Consider the following 15,437-nt stretch of genomic DNA (forward strand, 5'->3'; position numbering starts at 1 on the left):
ATCCAATAACATAGAATACCTGGATAGGTAATAAATAACGAGCAGTATGAGTGAACCCACTTGTACGGCTCGTTTTGTTATAGGTGTGGGTACTTATAGAAATTTATAAGTTGATGATTACTTTGGATTTCTTTCCGTTTGCTCAGTCAGGGAAAATCGCTGAAAATTGGGATTCCATCCAGAAGATACCAGAAGGATTAAAGTCTGGAAATACAATGTTTTAAGACACACAGAGTCAGCACATTCTAAAGCGAAAATGCTTTGGAATGGAATGTCGCGGAATGAATCATGAGGCTGAGTGCTTCTATATCTGAAAGCTAAGAGGTTTCAACAGGCTATGATGAATTTTTAGTCGGCAATATGAATCTTTGAGGTTGGATCATTTTAGTCATGACATAAATAATAAGTTTATCGATTGGATATATTTGGAGACTTCAAATCAAACTAAATTGATACGGATTTACTTTTGAAGGATATGAAAGGATTTCGGGGATCAATTTAGAGTACAGTATGAAGTTAGTATAGCTAATCGTTTACGGTAGGCAGGCCTATATGTTTAGATACATCGAAAAATGATAAACAAAAGTGTATTTTATTAAAATTTGATCAGCATATAATAAATTTAGTGAAATGTATTTTACAAAATATGAAATAAAGAGTAAACTATGATTTGAGGGGTTTAATAACAGTTTCATACAATGTGATAATGTGGTTTTTAAGAACGATTATGAAAACACTTGTTACTGTAGCAAGACTTTTGCGAAATTCAAATATATTAATAACGATTTAAGATAACTTTGTACCCTGACAGAGTAGATAAAGTTATCATCAAATTAGCTAGGGGTAGTTGCTTGGATTGTTTTGAAGTGTTATATCTGAATCTGCATATACGAGAGTATATTGAACTGTTCTTTAAGAGGTAAATATGAATATTTTTGAGTTGTCCTTGAAAGCAAATAATTATAGAAAAAGCAATGACTTTGAAAAGGTGCTAGATATAACTACAAGCATCCCATACGATTCTTTTAATGGATATCTTCTGTATTATCATCTGAATGCAATTAGAAAGTTAGAATTATATATAAATTTTTTTGAGAAAATCGCAAAGATACCAATTGACATAGAGGTGCTCGACGGCAGTCGGATTGAGATGAAGATAATAGTCGATCAGTTCTTTCTTAATGAAGCGCGGAGAGTAACTATACACTCATTAAATAAAATAATCAGGAATATAAAAAATAGTTTTTTAGATGAACAAATGGTGAAATATATTATTCTGAAATACATAAGCAATTTAAAATACTTAGATTATCGACCTGAACAAATTGATGATTTTATTTACTTATGTAATACGAAACTCTTGAAATTCGAAGATGAAAAGTATGCGTGGGCAGAATTTGATCGTTGGTATAATGTGGTGATAAAAAAGTTGGTTGCAGAGAAAGATGTAGATCAAGCGCTTGAAAATGCAAGTTTTGCTGCAGAATATTCTTTGAAACAAAGGAATTATTTTTTATTTAAAAGGGCACAATGCCTTCGTATGATTGGAAATACAGAAGAAAGTTTAGTTGTATTACAATCTATAGAGAACACTGCCTTTATGAGTGAGTGGATATTTGTAGAGTTTGGTTATTGTTTGTTGGATTTAGGAGATTATGAGAAATCGGCACATTACTTTATAAAAGCTTATGGGAAAATACCGAATTCTAATTTCCAAAAGAAAAAGAAAATATTATTAGGTTTGTCGGAGGCCTTTTATAAATTAAACAATCATTTGGGGAATTTTTTGGCACTCCATGCTATTGTTAAGTTTTGGGAAATTAATAAGTGGAGACTTGATGAAAGTATAGTTGTTTCATATAACCGTATACGAGATGAAGTTGATATCAAATACGCGGAATTAAGTTTTGACGAAGCGATAAGAGTTATTGATGAAAATCTAAAAAAATATTTAAAGACAAGTGTAAATCGAGAAAGAAAATTTAGAGGACTTATAGCTGGGATGAGAATAGACAGGGCTTATTTTTTTATAAACACTGAACCGGATATTACTATATTGTGTCACAAAGAGTTAGTGAAAGCGAATTATTCAAACGGCGATATGATTACGATAATTGCAGTTGAATCATATAATCAAAAAAAGAAATGCATGGGTTGGAAAGCAAAAAGGGTCTTACCGGAAGTATAGTTTTGCGATTAAGTACCCAATTGATCATCTTATTAGTTACTGGGACTTGGTGCGAGAAGATTAGATTGGAATTTATATTAAGTATCTGAGGATACTCATCAAAATAATAAACGAAAGAAGGAGAGGTAAATGAGTTATAAAAATTTATCATTAAAGAGAGATTGCATCGTTTGTATGATTCAAGCTTGTCTTGGAGGTAAGTATGATAAAGTAAAAGTTAGCCAACTTAGAAATATTAATAACACCTTATATAGAGTGGATGTAAGCTTGGATCGCAAAGATTTTTTCTTGGATTTTTATTTTAAAAGTGACGGGAAAACCACCATAAGCATAACTGGGGGAAAGCAAAATAAGCTCAAAGTAGAGTTGGCGGAATACCTAAAGCGTAATTGTGGGTATAAGTGCAATAAAGATTCATTTGTAATAAATAATATGTTAGATGATGATTTAGAATTGTTAGTAATGTATTTGTTAGAACCAGAAAATAAAATAAATATTATTGATGAAGTGGTGAAACATCCTTATGCAAAGAGAGAGTTGACTTTCACAAGTGATTTTCAGGATCAACTTAAACTAATTCATTACAATACAAATAGAGTTCAAATTCAGGGAAAGCCATTATACATATTTAGTAAAGCTGTAAGTTTAATTTCTGAACTGAGAGATGATGTAAGACTTGATGCTCTTGAGGACGTTTTTGAGGTTCGAATTTCGAAAGAAGAGAATTATCGTGAACTGGAAGGATATTTACCTAATGCATATTCAGAATTAAATGATAAGTTAAAGCGAATATTACATAGTTCTATTGCTTTGAAAAATAGCAATGTAGAGGCGGAGGATTATTCATTTCTTGCTTTTCCAGCATTAAGGGCAGTTGAGGGGCATTTGAGAGAGAAATTATCAAAGGCTGGTTTTGAGAGTAATGGAGGGAGATCATTTGGCTTCTTTAATATTGAGGCAAGTGGTTCTTATGTCTTATCTTCGAGAAAAAGCTTTCCTACTGACAAGCACAAAACGAAAATTGAGGAAACTTATTCATATTGGAATAAACAAAGACATGCACATTTTCATATGGACGAGCTATACACGAATGCCATTATCGGTGATAAAACAAAAGCGGTAGAAATTGTAGATAAGTCAATTTTGCTAATTGATGAATATTATGCTATAATTTAGTATCAAATTGGGGGTGTAGTCATGGATTTTGAAATTAAAAAGATTAATGGAATAGAACAAGATTTTGTTGTTTTTTCTACTTCATATTTGAATCCTTTTGGGCACCTTAAAATTATTGAGAAAGAATTAAAATGTAAAAAAATTCGTTGCATCGTGTTGTTCGATTTATTGTTATCAAATGGGAATGGATATGATCGTTATTATGAGCTAGAATTTGAAAATAGTTCTTTTCTAAAAGAAACTTTGAAAATAATTGACTTGAAAAAAGGGTGCAAACAAAGAATGATTTTGAATAAGTATTATCATGATAATTTCGAGAAATTTGATACTGAGATTCTAAGTAACGCAACAAAATTTTTAGTTCAAAAAGGTGCATTAAAACGTGTGTAGTTTTTAATTAACAAATTAAATTGTGAGCCATAGTAAACATTTAGTTGTAGTTTACTATGGCTTTTAGAAATATATATAATAAATGTTAAGAAAATCGAAACTGCGAAGTGTTTATTTGTTTTATAAGAGTATCCTTGACATCTCATTCACTTCCTTTATCATGATATACAGAGGTGTTTCTATGAGAAATCTACGTGCAGGCAGCAAAGAAATGATGAAGGAACTGAATAAGGCATTGGTGATTCATGAGATACGCGTGCATGGTCCTGTGAGCCGAAGTGAGATATCCAAGCGATTAAATCTGGTACAATCAACCATTACAAAGATTTGTGATGAATTGATTGAGCAAAATATGATCTTTCCCATTGGGGAACAACAATCCACAGGGGGACGCAAGGCGATTAGCCTGGTATTCAACAACAACTATGGCTATACCATTGCAGTGAAGATAGAAGATTATCAGATCCTATTTGCTTTGACGAATTTAAAACCGTTATTTATACAAACGAATTCCGTTTGTTTTGATAAGCACGCGTCTTTTTCAGAGATTCAGGATTTATTAATTGCTGGAATTGCTCAGATGAAGTCTCTAGCTGAAGGGAAAGGTTTTCGTTTGCTGGGTATTGGCATTGCCGTATCCGGGGTAGTGGACCAGATAAATGGCGTGTTGATTTCATCTTCCTTGTTGGGATGGAAAGACATTCATTTTCGCGATTTGTTGGAGCCATTATTTGAGCTGCCCGTGCAATTGGATAATGACTTGAATTGCTATACCTTGGCGCAGGCTCGGTTTGGGCATGGACGTGAGGAATCAAACTTTATCTGCATGACTATTGGGGAAGGCATTGGTGCCGGGATTGTGATCGACAACCAAATCTACCGGGGTGCCATCGGCGGTGCCGGCGAATTTGGACACACCATTGTGCAATTAAATGGACGGGATTGTTTGTGTGGCCAAAAGGGCTGCTTAGAAGCCCATGCCTCAGATGCATTTATCGTCAATTATGTACAAGAAAAGACCGGTGAGTTAAAACGGATTGAAGACATTCTTCTGGAAGAGTCGGTTTTCTTTGATGAAGCCGTTGAACTTGCATGGAATTACTTGGGTCTTGGATTAATTAATCTAATTATGCTATTTAATCCAGAAAAAATTATTATCAGTTGTCACCCACAGGTAGGGAAGCATTGGAAAGATCCTGAAATGCTGCAGGTGGTTAAGAATAACTGGTATGAACGAAATGGCGTCTTTTCAACAGATATCGTGTTCGATGACTTGAACAATGACAATTTTTTGTTGGGAGCTTCCTTGCTGGTAACAAGTGTTTTGTTTGACGAACCAATCTATAAAGGACAAGGAACAATTTATAACAACCTCTAGGGGTTGTTTTTTTTGGACCTCTTAGAAATGTTTGCTTCTTTTCACATAATTGTAAGGTTGATGTAAGGTGCATCAATTAAGATATATACATGGAGTTGAAATTGTTGAAAAGACGAGGGGATGTACATGAAGAGTAAGAAGATAGAAACTTGTTTTTGCATTAGTTTGCTAGTAATTTTGGCACAGTTTGTGGTATTGGTTTATTCATTGATCATTTACACGTCACTTTATAAGTGGTTGCCTTGGTATGAAGGAGCTGGAATACAATTCTTAATTATTCCATTTGTGTTTTTGCCTATATTATTGGCACTGGGTGTGTTGATGAAACTTTTAAGTCGTAAGTATGAAATAACCAAATTCAGTACCTTGTTACCATTTGTTTCAGGAGGGTTAATCGTTCTGCCTATTTTAGCAGATGGTGGTTTGGGCACATTGTGTATTAGCTTTGGAATTGTATTTTCTTTAGTTCTCATTGGCTTTACTATATATAGCCTAGTGAGCAGCTTAAGAATACGATTTTATTAATAACAACCTCAAGGGGTTGTTTTTTTCTGGGAACTTTTTATAAATACTTACTTGCTTCAGAAAAGAAAGTATGTTATATTCAAATTAGGGAACAGGAGGACAGTATGAATTTAAGAAATCAAAGTATTAAAATTATAAAAGAAAATCAAGCATCTACGGGAGCCTATGTGGCATCACCAAACTTTCCAACCTATGATTATAGCTGGTTGCGTGATGGTAGCTTCATTGCCAATGGCATGTTGCTGGAAGGTGAAGTGGAGTCTGCAAAGAATTTTCTGATCTGGGTGCATGAAACCTTAATGAAGCATCAAGAGAAGATTCAAGAAATTGTGGTTGGCATGGAAGCGGGGAAAACCTTTGCGCCTGAAGAATTATTGCCAACACGATATACGATGGATGGCGAAATTGAAATCGACGACTGGCCGAACTTTCAGATTGACGGTTATGGCGCATGGCTATGGCTGTTGGCAGAGTACATTGAGAAAACCGGTGACGAGTATTTGTTGGTGCAGTTTCAGGAAAGCGTCCGTATGACCATCGACTATATTAAACTACTATGGGACAAGCCGAACTATGATTGCTGGGAAGAATTTGGTGATCGGGTGCATGGTTCCACGCTGGCATGCCTCTATGGGGGGATTAATAGTATCAACCGTTATCTTGGAGAAGTTGAATTGCTTCAATTAGCAGCAGAAATGAAGGTGTATGTTGAAGACAATCTAATTGCTTCCGGGCACTTTATGAAGAACAACATGGATGACAGTGTTGATTCGAGTTTGCTGTGGTTGGCTTATCCATTTGAAATGTTTGGGGTAAACGACGAGCGTATGAAAAATACGATTACGAAGATCGAAGAAGATTTATTTGACGAAGGTGGGGTGAAGCGATACTTGAAGGATACCTACTATGGTGGAGGACAATGGTTGATTCTTTCCTCATGGTTGGGCATTATGAATGTGAAACAAGGCAAGCACGATAAAGCAAAGGCAATTTTGGAGTGGGTGGAAGCCCAGGCTGGTGAAAAGGGTATGCCTGAGCAAGTAAGCGATATTGTGAACGACCCATCGCACGTTGCACCGTGGGTGGAGAAATGGGGTCCCATTGCGGATCCATTGATTTGGTCTCATGGAATGCATTTGACATTCCTGAACGAATTGGAACGAAAATAGAATAAGGGGGACAAAATTGTGAAACAAAGAAAAAGTTTAGCACTGTTACTTATGATTTTCATGCTCGTATCCCTATTTACTGGTTGCGCGAATGGGTCGGGGAGCGAGACAGAACCTGCGGCAACAGAACCTGCATCGACTAGCGAACCTGCTGCTGAACCTGCTGAGGAACCTGTCACCATTACCATGTGGCATACCTACAGCGACGGAGAAACAGAAGTCTTTGAAAATGATGTAATTCCTGCATTTGAAGCAAGCCACCCGAATATCAAGGTGGAAGCGACACGGATGCCGTATGATGGCTTGAAGCAACAGATCATTGCGGGTGTTTCTAGTTCAACAGCACCGGATGTTATGCGTATGGATATCATATGGGTACCGGAATTTGCGAAATTGGGTGCCTTGGAGAAGGTGTCTGAGTATGCAGAATTTGATGCGATTAAAGCGAATGTATTTGAAGGACCAATGAGCACCAACTACTACGATGGCGACTATTATGGTTTACCATTGAACACCAACACCAAGATTGCCATCTACAACAAAGCACTATTGGCTGACTTGGGCGTAGAAGTGCCTAAGACAATGGATGAATTGGTTGCGATTGCCGAAACATTAAAGGATCGTGATGACACTTGGGGCATTGGTGTTGGCGGATCTGCAACATGGGGCATGCTGCCATACTTCTGGACCATGGGTGGAGCGGTAACGGATGAAAATTATACCGTTGCAAGTGGTTACTTGAATAGCCCAGAAAGCATTGAAGCTTTGGAAACCATTGCTGGCTGGTACGCGGATGGGATTGTTGGACCTTGTATCTTGGGTGAACAACCTGACACATGGGGCGGCATGGGAAATGGAAATTATCTTATGATTGAAGACGGCCCATGGTATTATTCAATTGTAGGGGACGATGCATTGAACAATACAGTCAACTCTGTTATGCCTGCAGGACCAGGTGGAAGCATCTCGGTTGTTGGCGGTGAAGATATGATTATGTTCAAGACTTCCAAAAACAAAGAAGCAGCATGGACCTTTATGCAATGGATGTTGTCACCTGAGCCACAAGTGATGATGGCACAATTGGGAATGGTACCAACAAACATGGATGCGGCACAAGATCAAGCCGTATTGGATTCACCGTACATTGGAACCTACATTGAGCAATTAAAAACAGCGAAACCACGAACACCATCACCAAAATGGGAAACCATGTCCGACACGATCGGAACAGCATTTGAACTGGTTATTCGCGGTGAGCAAGATGCGAAAACAGCACTTGATGAAGCAGCGGCAATTTGTGACGAATTACTACAGTAGAACGAGAGATTACAGGGTCGCTTGCGGCCTTGTAATCTTCCCTGTTTAGAGAGGTGACGCAATGCAATCCACAAGCAAATTGAAACGAAAAGAAGAATGGAAGAGTGTATTCCCATATATTATGGTGGGTTTGTTTCTTCTTGGCGTCTTTGTAATTTATCCGCTTTTAAGAAATGTCTATATGAGTTTTACCGAATTTAATATTTTAACCAATGAGACAGAAGCCTATGTTGGATTCGAGAATTACATTCGTGCCGTTCACGATCCAAAGGTACAAATGGCTTTGGTGAATACTGTAACCTTTGGTTTGGTAACTGTGCCCTTTCAAATGCTCTTTGGTTTGATTCTGGCAGCAGTGATCAATTCAAAGATAAAGGGAAAACTATTCTTTCGGGTTTTGTTCTACATCCCCGTAATTTCATCTTGGATTGTTGTTTCACTGATCTTTCGGTACTTATTTCAATCGAGCGATGCGGGTGCCATCAACTATCTATTGTTGAAGATGCATTTGATCGCAGAGCCCATCGCCTGGCTTTCGAGCCGGTGGACCGCTAATGCGATTATATGGATTCTAAGTATCTGGAAAGGGATTGGCTGGGTAATGATCATTTATCTGGCGGCATTGCAAGGGATTAACAAGAGCTTGTATGAAGCGGCGGAAATCGATGGTGCCAACAACGTGCAAAAGTTCTGGAACATTACCGTGCCTAAGGTACGTCCGATTACCACTTTCATTTTTGTGAATCTTTTGATCGGTTCCTTTAATGTATTTTTGCAGGTCTTGATGATTACCAACGGTGCGCCTTTGGGGCGAACCGAGGTTTTGCTGACTTACATGTACAAGGTTGCCTTTTCTGAATTTGACTTTGGCTATTCTTCGGCAATTGCCGTGATGATGGGGATTGTCATCTTCAGCATCACCTATATGCAGTCGAAATTCTTGAAGGGAGACGAGTAGAATGAAACTAATCAAACGAATTTTATTATATGGTATTCTCCTCGGTTTTGGTGTAACCACTCTCTTCCCATTTATGTATATGATTGCAACAGCATTTACGCCGAATACCTATACGCTTCCTTATCCGCCAATTTTCTTCCCTGAGTCCTTCTTTACGGGGAACTTCGTGGAAGCTGTGCGATCCAACAACTTTGGCCGGTACTTCTTGAACTCTGTTTTTATTTCCATATCGGCAACGGTTCTGGCGGTTTGTGTTTCCTCCCTGACCGCCTATGGATTTGCTCGTTTCAAGTTTAAGGGCAAGGAAGTAATTTTTCGAATTTTATTATTTACCATGATGGTACCAGGAATTTTGAATATTGTTCCACAGTTTTTGGTGATTAACAGCCTTGAGATGGTAGACACCTATCGGGGTTTGATCCTTTTATATGTAGGGTCGGGCATTGCCGGCAACACCTTCTTTTTGCGGGGATTCTTTGAAGCAATTCCAAAAGAGTTGGAAGAGTCGGTGTTGATTGACGGTGGTGGTCGTTGGACAATCTTTACAAAGATTATTTTACCTTTGTCGAAACCTGCTTTGGGAACATTCACAATCTTTGCCTTTACAGGATTTTGGGATGAATTTTTGCAGGCATTGACGATTATGAAGTCGCCTCTTAAGCGAACCTTGCCCATTGCTTTGCAATTATTTCGCGGCCAGCATGCATCGGACTGGGGTTTGATCTTTGCAGCGTCAATTATTGTAATTACGCCATTAATAGTAATCTTTATTGTATTTCAAAAGCGATTTGTCCGCGGCAATATGATGGATGGATCCATTAAGGAGTAGATGACGGGATGAGTAAATATATAACAGCAGATAAGAGCCAATATCGTGTGGGGGATGAAGTCGCTTTGTTGAGCGGTAGTCCACTTTCAGGCTTGGTGGAGATTTTCCATCAAGGAAAGGTCGTTAAAACAATCAATGCAGATGAGTCTGGTGAGCGTTTCTTACTTGGGGAATTTCCAGTTGGCGGGTATTGGGTGAAGACTGAAGTTGGCACCACAGCCTTTGATGTGGTGGATGATTTAAACCAGTATGTTCGGTATGGTTTTTTAAGCGACTTTAATCCAGAAGACTGCCAGGACCGTAGCGATGTGGTTCAGATGAATCGCTACCATATTACATCGGTGCAATTCTATGACTGGATGTATCGACACCATCAACTGATCCCTAACACGGATGTTTTCAAAGACGCCTTGAACCGTCCTGTATACTTGCCGGCGGTACGTTCAAAGATTGATTTGTGCCATGAGTTCGGCATGAAGGCCATTGCCTATGGGGCGATATATGGAGCAGAAGAAGAATACTTTGGTGTTCATCAAGACGAAATTCTATATAAGGATGAAAAAGCTAAATATGATTTGATCGACATTATTGCCATTATGAATACGGAAGCAGACTGTTCGTGGACCAAACATATTATTCAAGAATTTGCTGATGCAATTCAAGTGATGGACTTCGACGGAATACACATGGATCAGTATGGATTTCCCAAGTATGCAAAGACTATGGACGGACGGGTCGTGGATGTCGGCGGTACTTTTGCGCCATTCATTGATGCAGCTAAAGTAGCTGTTGATGGGGTGAAGACCCCGAATCAGATGTTCTTTAATTGCGTGAATAACTGGCCCATTGAGCGGGTTGCAGATTCATTGATGGATGCGGTGTATATCGAAGTGTGGGACCCACACAGCACCTATCGCCATCTGCATCAATTGGTTAGAGAGTCACGGATGTTGACGGCTGATAAGCCCATTGTTTTGTCGGCTTATATTCACCCGTTTAACCAAGAAGTTTCTGAAGAAGAGAAAGAAACGGCTGCACTATTAACCATGGCGACCATCTTTTCATCGGGTGGAACTCATCTTTTACTTGGAGAGACTGATGGCGCGTTAGCGGAAGCTTATTACGTCAACCATGGGAAATATCAAGAATCCTTTAGGGATGAATTGGCGTGGTATTATGACTGTATTACGGCCTATGAAGAATGGCTGTTGGACCCTTCTGTTATGGATCTGACAGGATACTTTGTGGGGGGGATCAATGAAGAATTGATGGTGAAAAACTACCCGTATTCTGGGGAGTATGCGCCTGAGAAAATTCATGTGCAATTGACTAGAAAACAGGATATCTATATGGTGCAATTGGTGAACATGTTGGGTGTGAAAGATGATACCTGGAATGCACCGCATATGCGACCGCTGGAAGCCTCGGATGTGGTCGTCGAGTTGATGATTCATGATGAGATTGAATCCATCGTGGTGATCAGCCCGGATGTGGATTTGGAACCTCTTGAATTGGATTTCTCGTATGTAGAGCATTCTCAGGGCAAAGCACTACGTTTTGTAGTACCAAAGCTTGAGATTTGGGATATCGTCCTAATTAAACTACAATAATACGTGCAATATGTTTTTGGTAGTTTCTCAAAGAAATGCATTTTATGGAAGTCGGATTTAATTCCGACTTCTTTTTTGTGAAATCTTTTCAATCCCAGGGTGAATTTTATTGCACCGCTAACGATGTCTACATCAGTGGACTGGGAATGTATGGCTTTTCATCGATAATGCCTGGTAATTTTGCTCTGTATTGCCCATTTGCTAGAGTCAATGAAGGTAGATCGATTTGCAAGTAGTTAAGTAACTTGCCTTCTTCATACAATCATACTATGAAGCTTTCGCAGTGGAGATCTATCACGGGGATAAAAAAAGTAAACAATTAATAAAAAAGAATATGTATTGTTGGACTGTCTAGGATAATGATCGGATGAAAAACGTCTAAATGGTTGAAATATAACCATATTTACCATCATTTTACTAATATGACTCGATATATCTTTGATTAGTTTATTTTGAAGGGGTTACGTGTATAAAATAAGTAGATACATATTCTATTCATTGAGATTAAAAGAAAGGATGGAAAGTACATGAATATTATTCAAGATTTTTTTAGTGGATTGATGGCAGGTGCACCAGATGTAGTTGCTGCAATTGTTTTGCTGATTATTGCTTTCATTGTCGCGGGGATTGTAAAGCGTATTGTTGTCAAAGCATTAAAAAAGATGAATATGGACAAATATACGGATAAATTAGGAATGGAAGAAGAATCCGCAGGTGGCTCATTGGCCATTATTGGAAAGTTGGTTTACTTAATTGTATTCTTGTTGTTTTTGCCGGGAATTTTAGCAAAACTAGGGATGCAAAATGCGGCAACACCTATTACTTTATTACTATCATCATTACTTGGTTATATTCCAAATATAATTGCAGCTGTGATTATTTTTGTAATCGGTTTGTTTATCGCTAGAATTATCAAGCAGATATTGGTGCCAATTCTTAGAAGGTTAAAAGTTGATCGACTTCAAGAAAAAGCAGGCATCGAGGTAGAGGAATCGGGACGCCTGTCATCAATTTTGGCAAATGTGGTCTATATCCTGATCTTGTTAACGGTGATCATTGCAGCCCTTCAGGCGCTGAGCATTGAAGCGATTTCAGTACCCGCGATAAGTATGTTAAATTCAATTTTCGCTTTTATACCGAATATAATAGTTGCGACGATCATGATCATCATAGGCGTTGTTATTGCAGGTATAGTGGCCACACTAATAACAAGTATTTTAGAAGGTGTTGGATTCGATACGTATTTAAATAAAACGATTGCGAAAGAACGCGCGGGCCAAAAAGAGATAAAAGGGGCTAAAACGGTAGGTTCGATAGTTAAAGTGATTATCATCCTCTTTTTCGCAGTAGAGGCTCTCAATATTATTGACTTAGCGGTTCTCCAGTCTGTTGGGCAGTCGGTCATTGCCTATCTGCCGTTGCTGATTAGCGCGATTATTATTATGAGTTTGGCATATTTATTGGCAACATGGGTAGCGGGTGTTCTGCGAAAACGCGGAGCAAAAGGCTCGATCATGCCAATTGTTGCCAAGGTAGTCATTCTTGGTTTAGGGATTATTATGACCTTGAGTCAGTTGAACATTGCCACAGCAATTGTCAATACAGGGTTTATTATTCTTATGGGTGCGATAGGTATTGCTTTTGCAATAGCATTTGGTATCGGTGGTAAAGAGTACGCAGCAAATACGATGAAAAAACTGGAAGATAAAAAAGAAGAATAAGCATAAACTGCCCCCCGTCTATTTGACGGGGGGCAGTTCGGTGAAGCTGCCTTTATGGGATCGAGGCATAGTGACCTTTGTGGTTGAGTGTCCATTTTGAATGGTGTTATGGTTTGTTGTGCTGAACGCAGAGATCTGGTGAGACGTAGTGTGAGGACCCAATATGAAAAGGAAGCAAATCAGGGTATAAATACTTTGTTCCGCTAGAGGGTTGTTTCCAAGTGAATGGAGGTGAAAGTCGTGGAAAATGATGTTCTGAGAATCGAAAATGTGACAAAAACGATTAAAGGAAAATCTATTATCAAAGGCATCGATTTCAAGATTAAAGCAGGAGAAATCTTTGGTTTTCTCGGACCGAACGGCGCAGGGAAGTCGACTACACTTCGAATGATTGTTGGGCTTTCCAAGCCAACGACTGGCCGGATTATCATCTGCGGATACTCGATTAGTAACAACTATATGGCTGCCATGCAACACGTTGGTTGTATCATAGAGAATCCAGATTTATATGATTATATCAGCGGATATAAAAATTTAGAGATGCTGGCGTCGATGTCAAAAAATGTTGGTCATTATGATCTTATGGCGACCGTTGTAAATGTCGGCATGGAAAATCGAATTCATGACAAGGTCAGCACCTATTCTTTGGGGATGAAACAGCGGTTGGGGCTTGCACAGGCACTGATGCATCATCCTGATTTGTTGGTGTTGGATGAACCCATGAACGGCTTGGATCCGCAAGGCATCTATATGTTTCGAATGTTGATTAAAAGATTGGCTGAACAAGAACAAATCGCAGTTTTAGTTTCTTCACACTTGATTTCAGAGGTGCAGCTTTTATGTGATCGTGTGGCAATTATTAATGACGGCTTGATTATCAAAGACACACCCATCAATGAATTGATTCCTTCCAGTGAAATTTCTTGGGAAGTTGCAGAGTTGGAAAAGGGGCAAGCTTTTTTAGCATCTCGATTCAATATCTCCGCTCTCATTGTGGACGGGCGATTAAGGGCGGTTATTGATCTTAAAGGGTTGGCATCAATCAATGCTGCATTGATTGCTGCAGGATTTGAACTGAAAACGGTGAGTTCGCCGCAACAATCCTTGGAATCACTCTTTTTGGGACTTACTGGGCATCAAAAAATCATGTAAGTTAAAGGTGGGATACGATGATCGTACTTATTCAAAATGAAATATATAAAATGCTACTGAAGAAGAAAATGATCTTGATTGTGGTCTTGCTAATTGCTTTTATTGGCTTATTCGTTTACGGCGAGCAATATGTGTATAACAGCGCTCTTGAACGATTCGAAACCATGACAGAAAGTGGTTCCTTTGACTGGCGCATTCTCGCGGAACAGCAAATCACGAGATTAAACGAGCGCTTAGATAGTACATATATTCCAGAAAGTGGCTTGCGATCCATAGAGATTCAAATCGAGCAGTTAACGTATTTTATTGACAATAACATAAATCCTATCACGCCGAGCGCTGCTCGATTTACAGTTGTCTTTGCGGAACAATCTCTTGTTCTATTTATTCCGCTCTTGATACTCGTTCTGGGTGCTGATTTAGTTTCGGGAGAATTTTCAAAAAAAACGATCAAAATTCTTTTAACGCGGGCAGTCCCAAGGTGGAAAATTTTTCTTAGCAAGTATATCGCTTTATTGATGATGACGACTCTTGTTCTGCTATTGATGGGTCTGATTGCAAGCCTGGTATCGGGTGTGTTTTTTGGCTATTGGGGGTTCAATGAACCCATTGCGACAGGGTTTCGGTTGATCAATGGTTCACTTGATGCGCGGAATGTGATCATGATTTCGAGAATTCAATATATGGTATTGATTTATGCATTGGCTTGGGTCGTTTCGGTTGTGATTGCGACCATTATTCTGATGGTTTCTGTTTTGGTGAAAACAACGGCTTCTGCGATCGGAATTATCATGGCTACTTTGATTGGAGGGCAGTTCCTTCAATACTTTCTTTCAGAGTGGCCGATTGTAAAATATTTTTTTGTTTCCAATTTGGATCTTTCGAAGTACATGACAGGATCCTATCAACCGATTGAAGGGATGAGTCTTGCTTTTTCTATTGGTGTTCTCTTATCCTGGGCTGCGGTTTCACTTCTAATCAGCTTTATCGTATTTATCAGAGAAGACATATTGGTATAAGAAAG

General features: G+C 38.7%; 13 protein-coding genes. All 13 read left to right on the forward strand.

Going from position 1 to position 15,437, the window contains the following annotated elements:
- Positions 1-925 precede the first annotated feature (925 nt).
- The 13 genes from AC25CA_RS07215 to AC25CA_RS07275 all read left to right on the forward strand — a co-directional run bounded on the left by AC25CA_RS07215 (position 926) and on the right by AC25CA_RS07275 (position 15,432).
- The gene (locus AC25CA_RS07215; protein WP_486816385.1) at positions 926-2,188 is read left to right on the forward strand and encodes a hypothetical protein; all 1,263 of its coding nucleotides are present in this window, start codon (positions 926-928) and stop codon (positions 2,186-2,188) included.
- A 129-nt stretch (positions 2,189-2,317) separates the two neighbouring features.
- Positions 2,318-3,364 carry a type II toxin-antitoxin system RnlA family toxin gene (locus AC25CA_RS07220; RefSeq protein ID WP_486816386.1) on the forward strand — a complete coding sequence of 349 codons (1,047 nt, stop codon included), beginning with the start codon at positions 2,318-2,320 and terminating at the stop codon, positions 3,362-3,364.
- A 21-nt stretch (positions 3,365-3,385) separates the two neighbouring features.
- On the forward strand, positions 3,386-3,754 hold the full coding sequence (locus AC25CA_RS07225) for a type II toxin-antitoxin system RnlB family antitoxin (protein WP_486816387.1): 369 nt from the start codon (positions 3,386-3,388) through the stop codon (positions 3,752-3,754).
- Positions 3,755-3,935: 181 nt separating this feature from the next.
- Positions 3,936-5,132 (forward strand): ROK family protein, encoded by a 1,197-nt coding sequence (locus AC25CA_RS07230; RefSeq protein ID WP_486816388.1) that lies wholly within the window; start codon positions 3,936-3,938, stop codon positions 5,130-5,132.
- Positions 5,133-5,258: 126 nt separating this feature from the next.
- The gene (locus tag AC25CA_RS07235; RefSeq protein ID WP_486816389.1) at positions 5,259-5,657 is read left to right on the forward strand and encodes a hypothetical protein; all 399 of its coding nucleotides are present in this window, start codon (positions 5,259-5,261) and stop codon (positions 5,655-5,657) included.
- A 104-nt stretch (positions 5,658-5,761) separates the two neighbouring features.
- Positions 5,762-6,826 carry a glycoside hydrolase family 15 protein gene (locus AC25CA_RS07240; RefSeq protein WP_486816390.1) on the forward strand — a complete coding sequence of 355 codons (1,065 nt, stop codon included), beginning with the start codon at positions 5,762-5,764 and terminating at the stop codon, positions 6,824-6,826.
- 18 nt (positions 6,827-6,844) lie between these two features.
- Entirely contained in the window at positions 6,845-8,143 is a 1,299-nt protein-coding gene (locus tag AC25CA_RS07245) for an extracellular solute-binding protein (RefSeq protein ID WP_486816391.1), read from the forward strand.
- Positions 8,144-8,204: 61 nt separating this feature from the next.
- A complete protein-coding gene (locus AC25CA_RS07250) occupies positions 8,205-9,101 on the forward strand; it encodes a carbohydrate ABC transporter permease (protein ID WP_486816392.1) in 897 nt (298 codons plus the stop codon).
- Between the two features lies 1 nt (position 9,102).
- Positions 9,103-9,930 (forward strand): carbohydrate ABC transporter permease, encoded by an 828-nt coding sequence (locus AC25CA_RS07255; RefSeq protein WP_486816393.1) that lies wholly within the window; start codon positions 9,103-9,105, stop codon positions 9,928-9,930.
- Positions 9,931-9,938: 8 nt separating this feature from the next.
- Positions 9,939-11,540 carry a glycoside hydrolase family 66 protein gene (locus AC25CA_RS07260; RefSeq protein WP_486816394.1) on the forward strand — a complete coding sequence of 534 codons (1,602 nt, stop codon included), beginning with the start codon at positions 9,939-9,941 and terminating at the stop codon, positions 11,538-11,540.
- 527 nt (positions 11,541-12,067) lie between these two features.
- Positions 12,068-13,261 (forward strand): mechanosensitive ion channel, encoded by a 1,194-nt coding sequence (locus AC25CA_RS07265; protein ID WP_486816395.1) that lies wholly within the window; start codon positions 12,068-12,070, stop codon positions 13,259-13,261.
- A gap of 240 nt (positions 13,262-13,501) precedes the next feature.
- Positions 13,502-14,413: an ABC transporter ATP-binding protein gene (locus tag AC25CA_RS07270; RefSeq protein WP_486816396.1), complete on the forward strand. Its 912-nt coding sequence runs from the start codon at positions 13,502-13,504 to the stop codon at positions 14,411-14,413.
- A gap of 17 nt (positions 14,414-14,430) precedes the next feature.
- A complete protein-coding gene (locus AC25CA_RS07275; protein WP_486816397.1) occupies positions 14,431-15,432 on the forward strand; it encodes an ABC transporter permease in 1,002 nt (333 codons plus the stop codon).
- Positions 15,433-15,437 lie beyond the last annotated feature (5 nt).

Source organism: Gottschalkiaceae bacterium SANA (assembly GCA_036323355.1).
Classification (GTDB): domain Bacteria; phylum Bacillota; class Clostridia; order Tissierellales; family GPF-1; genus GPF-1.

What these genes read in the sequence shown, in the direction of transcription:
- AC25CA_RS07215 (WP_486816385.1), top strand. Translation starts at nt 926, where the DNA reads ATGAATATTTTTGAGTTGTCCTTGAAAGCAAATAATTATAGAAAAAGC.
- AC25CA_RS07220 (WP_486816386.1), top strand. Translation starts at nt 2,318, where the DNA reads ATGAGTTATAAAAATTTATCATTAAAGAGAGATTGCATCGTTTGTATG.
- AC25CA_RS07225 (WP_486816387.1), top strand. Translation starts at nt 3,386, where the DNA reads ATGGATTTTGAAATTAAAAAGATTAATGGAATAGAACAAGATTTTGTT.
- AC25CA_RS07230 (WP_486816388.1), top strand. Translation starts at nt 3,936, where the DNA reads ATGAGAAATCTACGTGCAGGCAGCAAAGAAATGATGAAGGAACTGAAT.
- AC25CA_RS07235 (WP_486816389.1), top strand. Translation starts at nt 5,259, where the DNA reads ATGAAGAGTAAGAAGATAGAAACTTGTTTTTGCATTAGTTTGCTAGTA.
- AC25CA_RS07240 (WP_486816390.1), top strand. Translation starts at nt 5,762, where the DNA reads ATGAATTTAAGAAATCAAAGTATTAAAATTATAAAAGAAAATCAAGCA.
- AC25CA_RS07250 (WP_486816392.1), top strand. Translation starts at nt 8,205, where the DNA reads ATGCAATCCACAAGCAAATTGAAACGAAAAGAAGAATGGAAGAGTGTA.
- AC25CA_RS07255 (WP_486816393.1), top strand. Translation starts at nt 9,103, where the DNA reads ATGAAACTAATCAAACGAATTTTATTATATGGTATTCTCCTCGGTTTT.
- AC25CA_RS07260 (WP_486816394.1), top strand. Translation starts at nt 9,939, where the DNA reads ATGAGTAAATATATAACAGCAGATAAGAGCCAATATCGTGTGGGGGAT.
- AC25CA_RS07265 (WP_486816395.1), top strand. Translation starts at nt 12,068, where the DNA reads ATGAATATTATTCAAGATTTTTTTAGTGGATTGATGGCAGGTGCACCA.
- AC25CA_RS07275 (WP_486816397.1), top strand. Translation starts at nt 14,431, where the DNA reads ATGATCGTACTTATTCAAAATGAAATATATAAAATGCTACTGAAGAAG.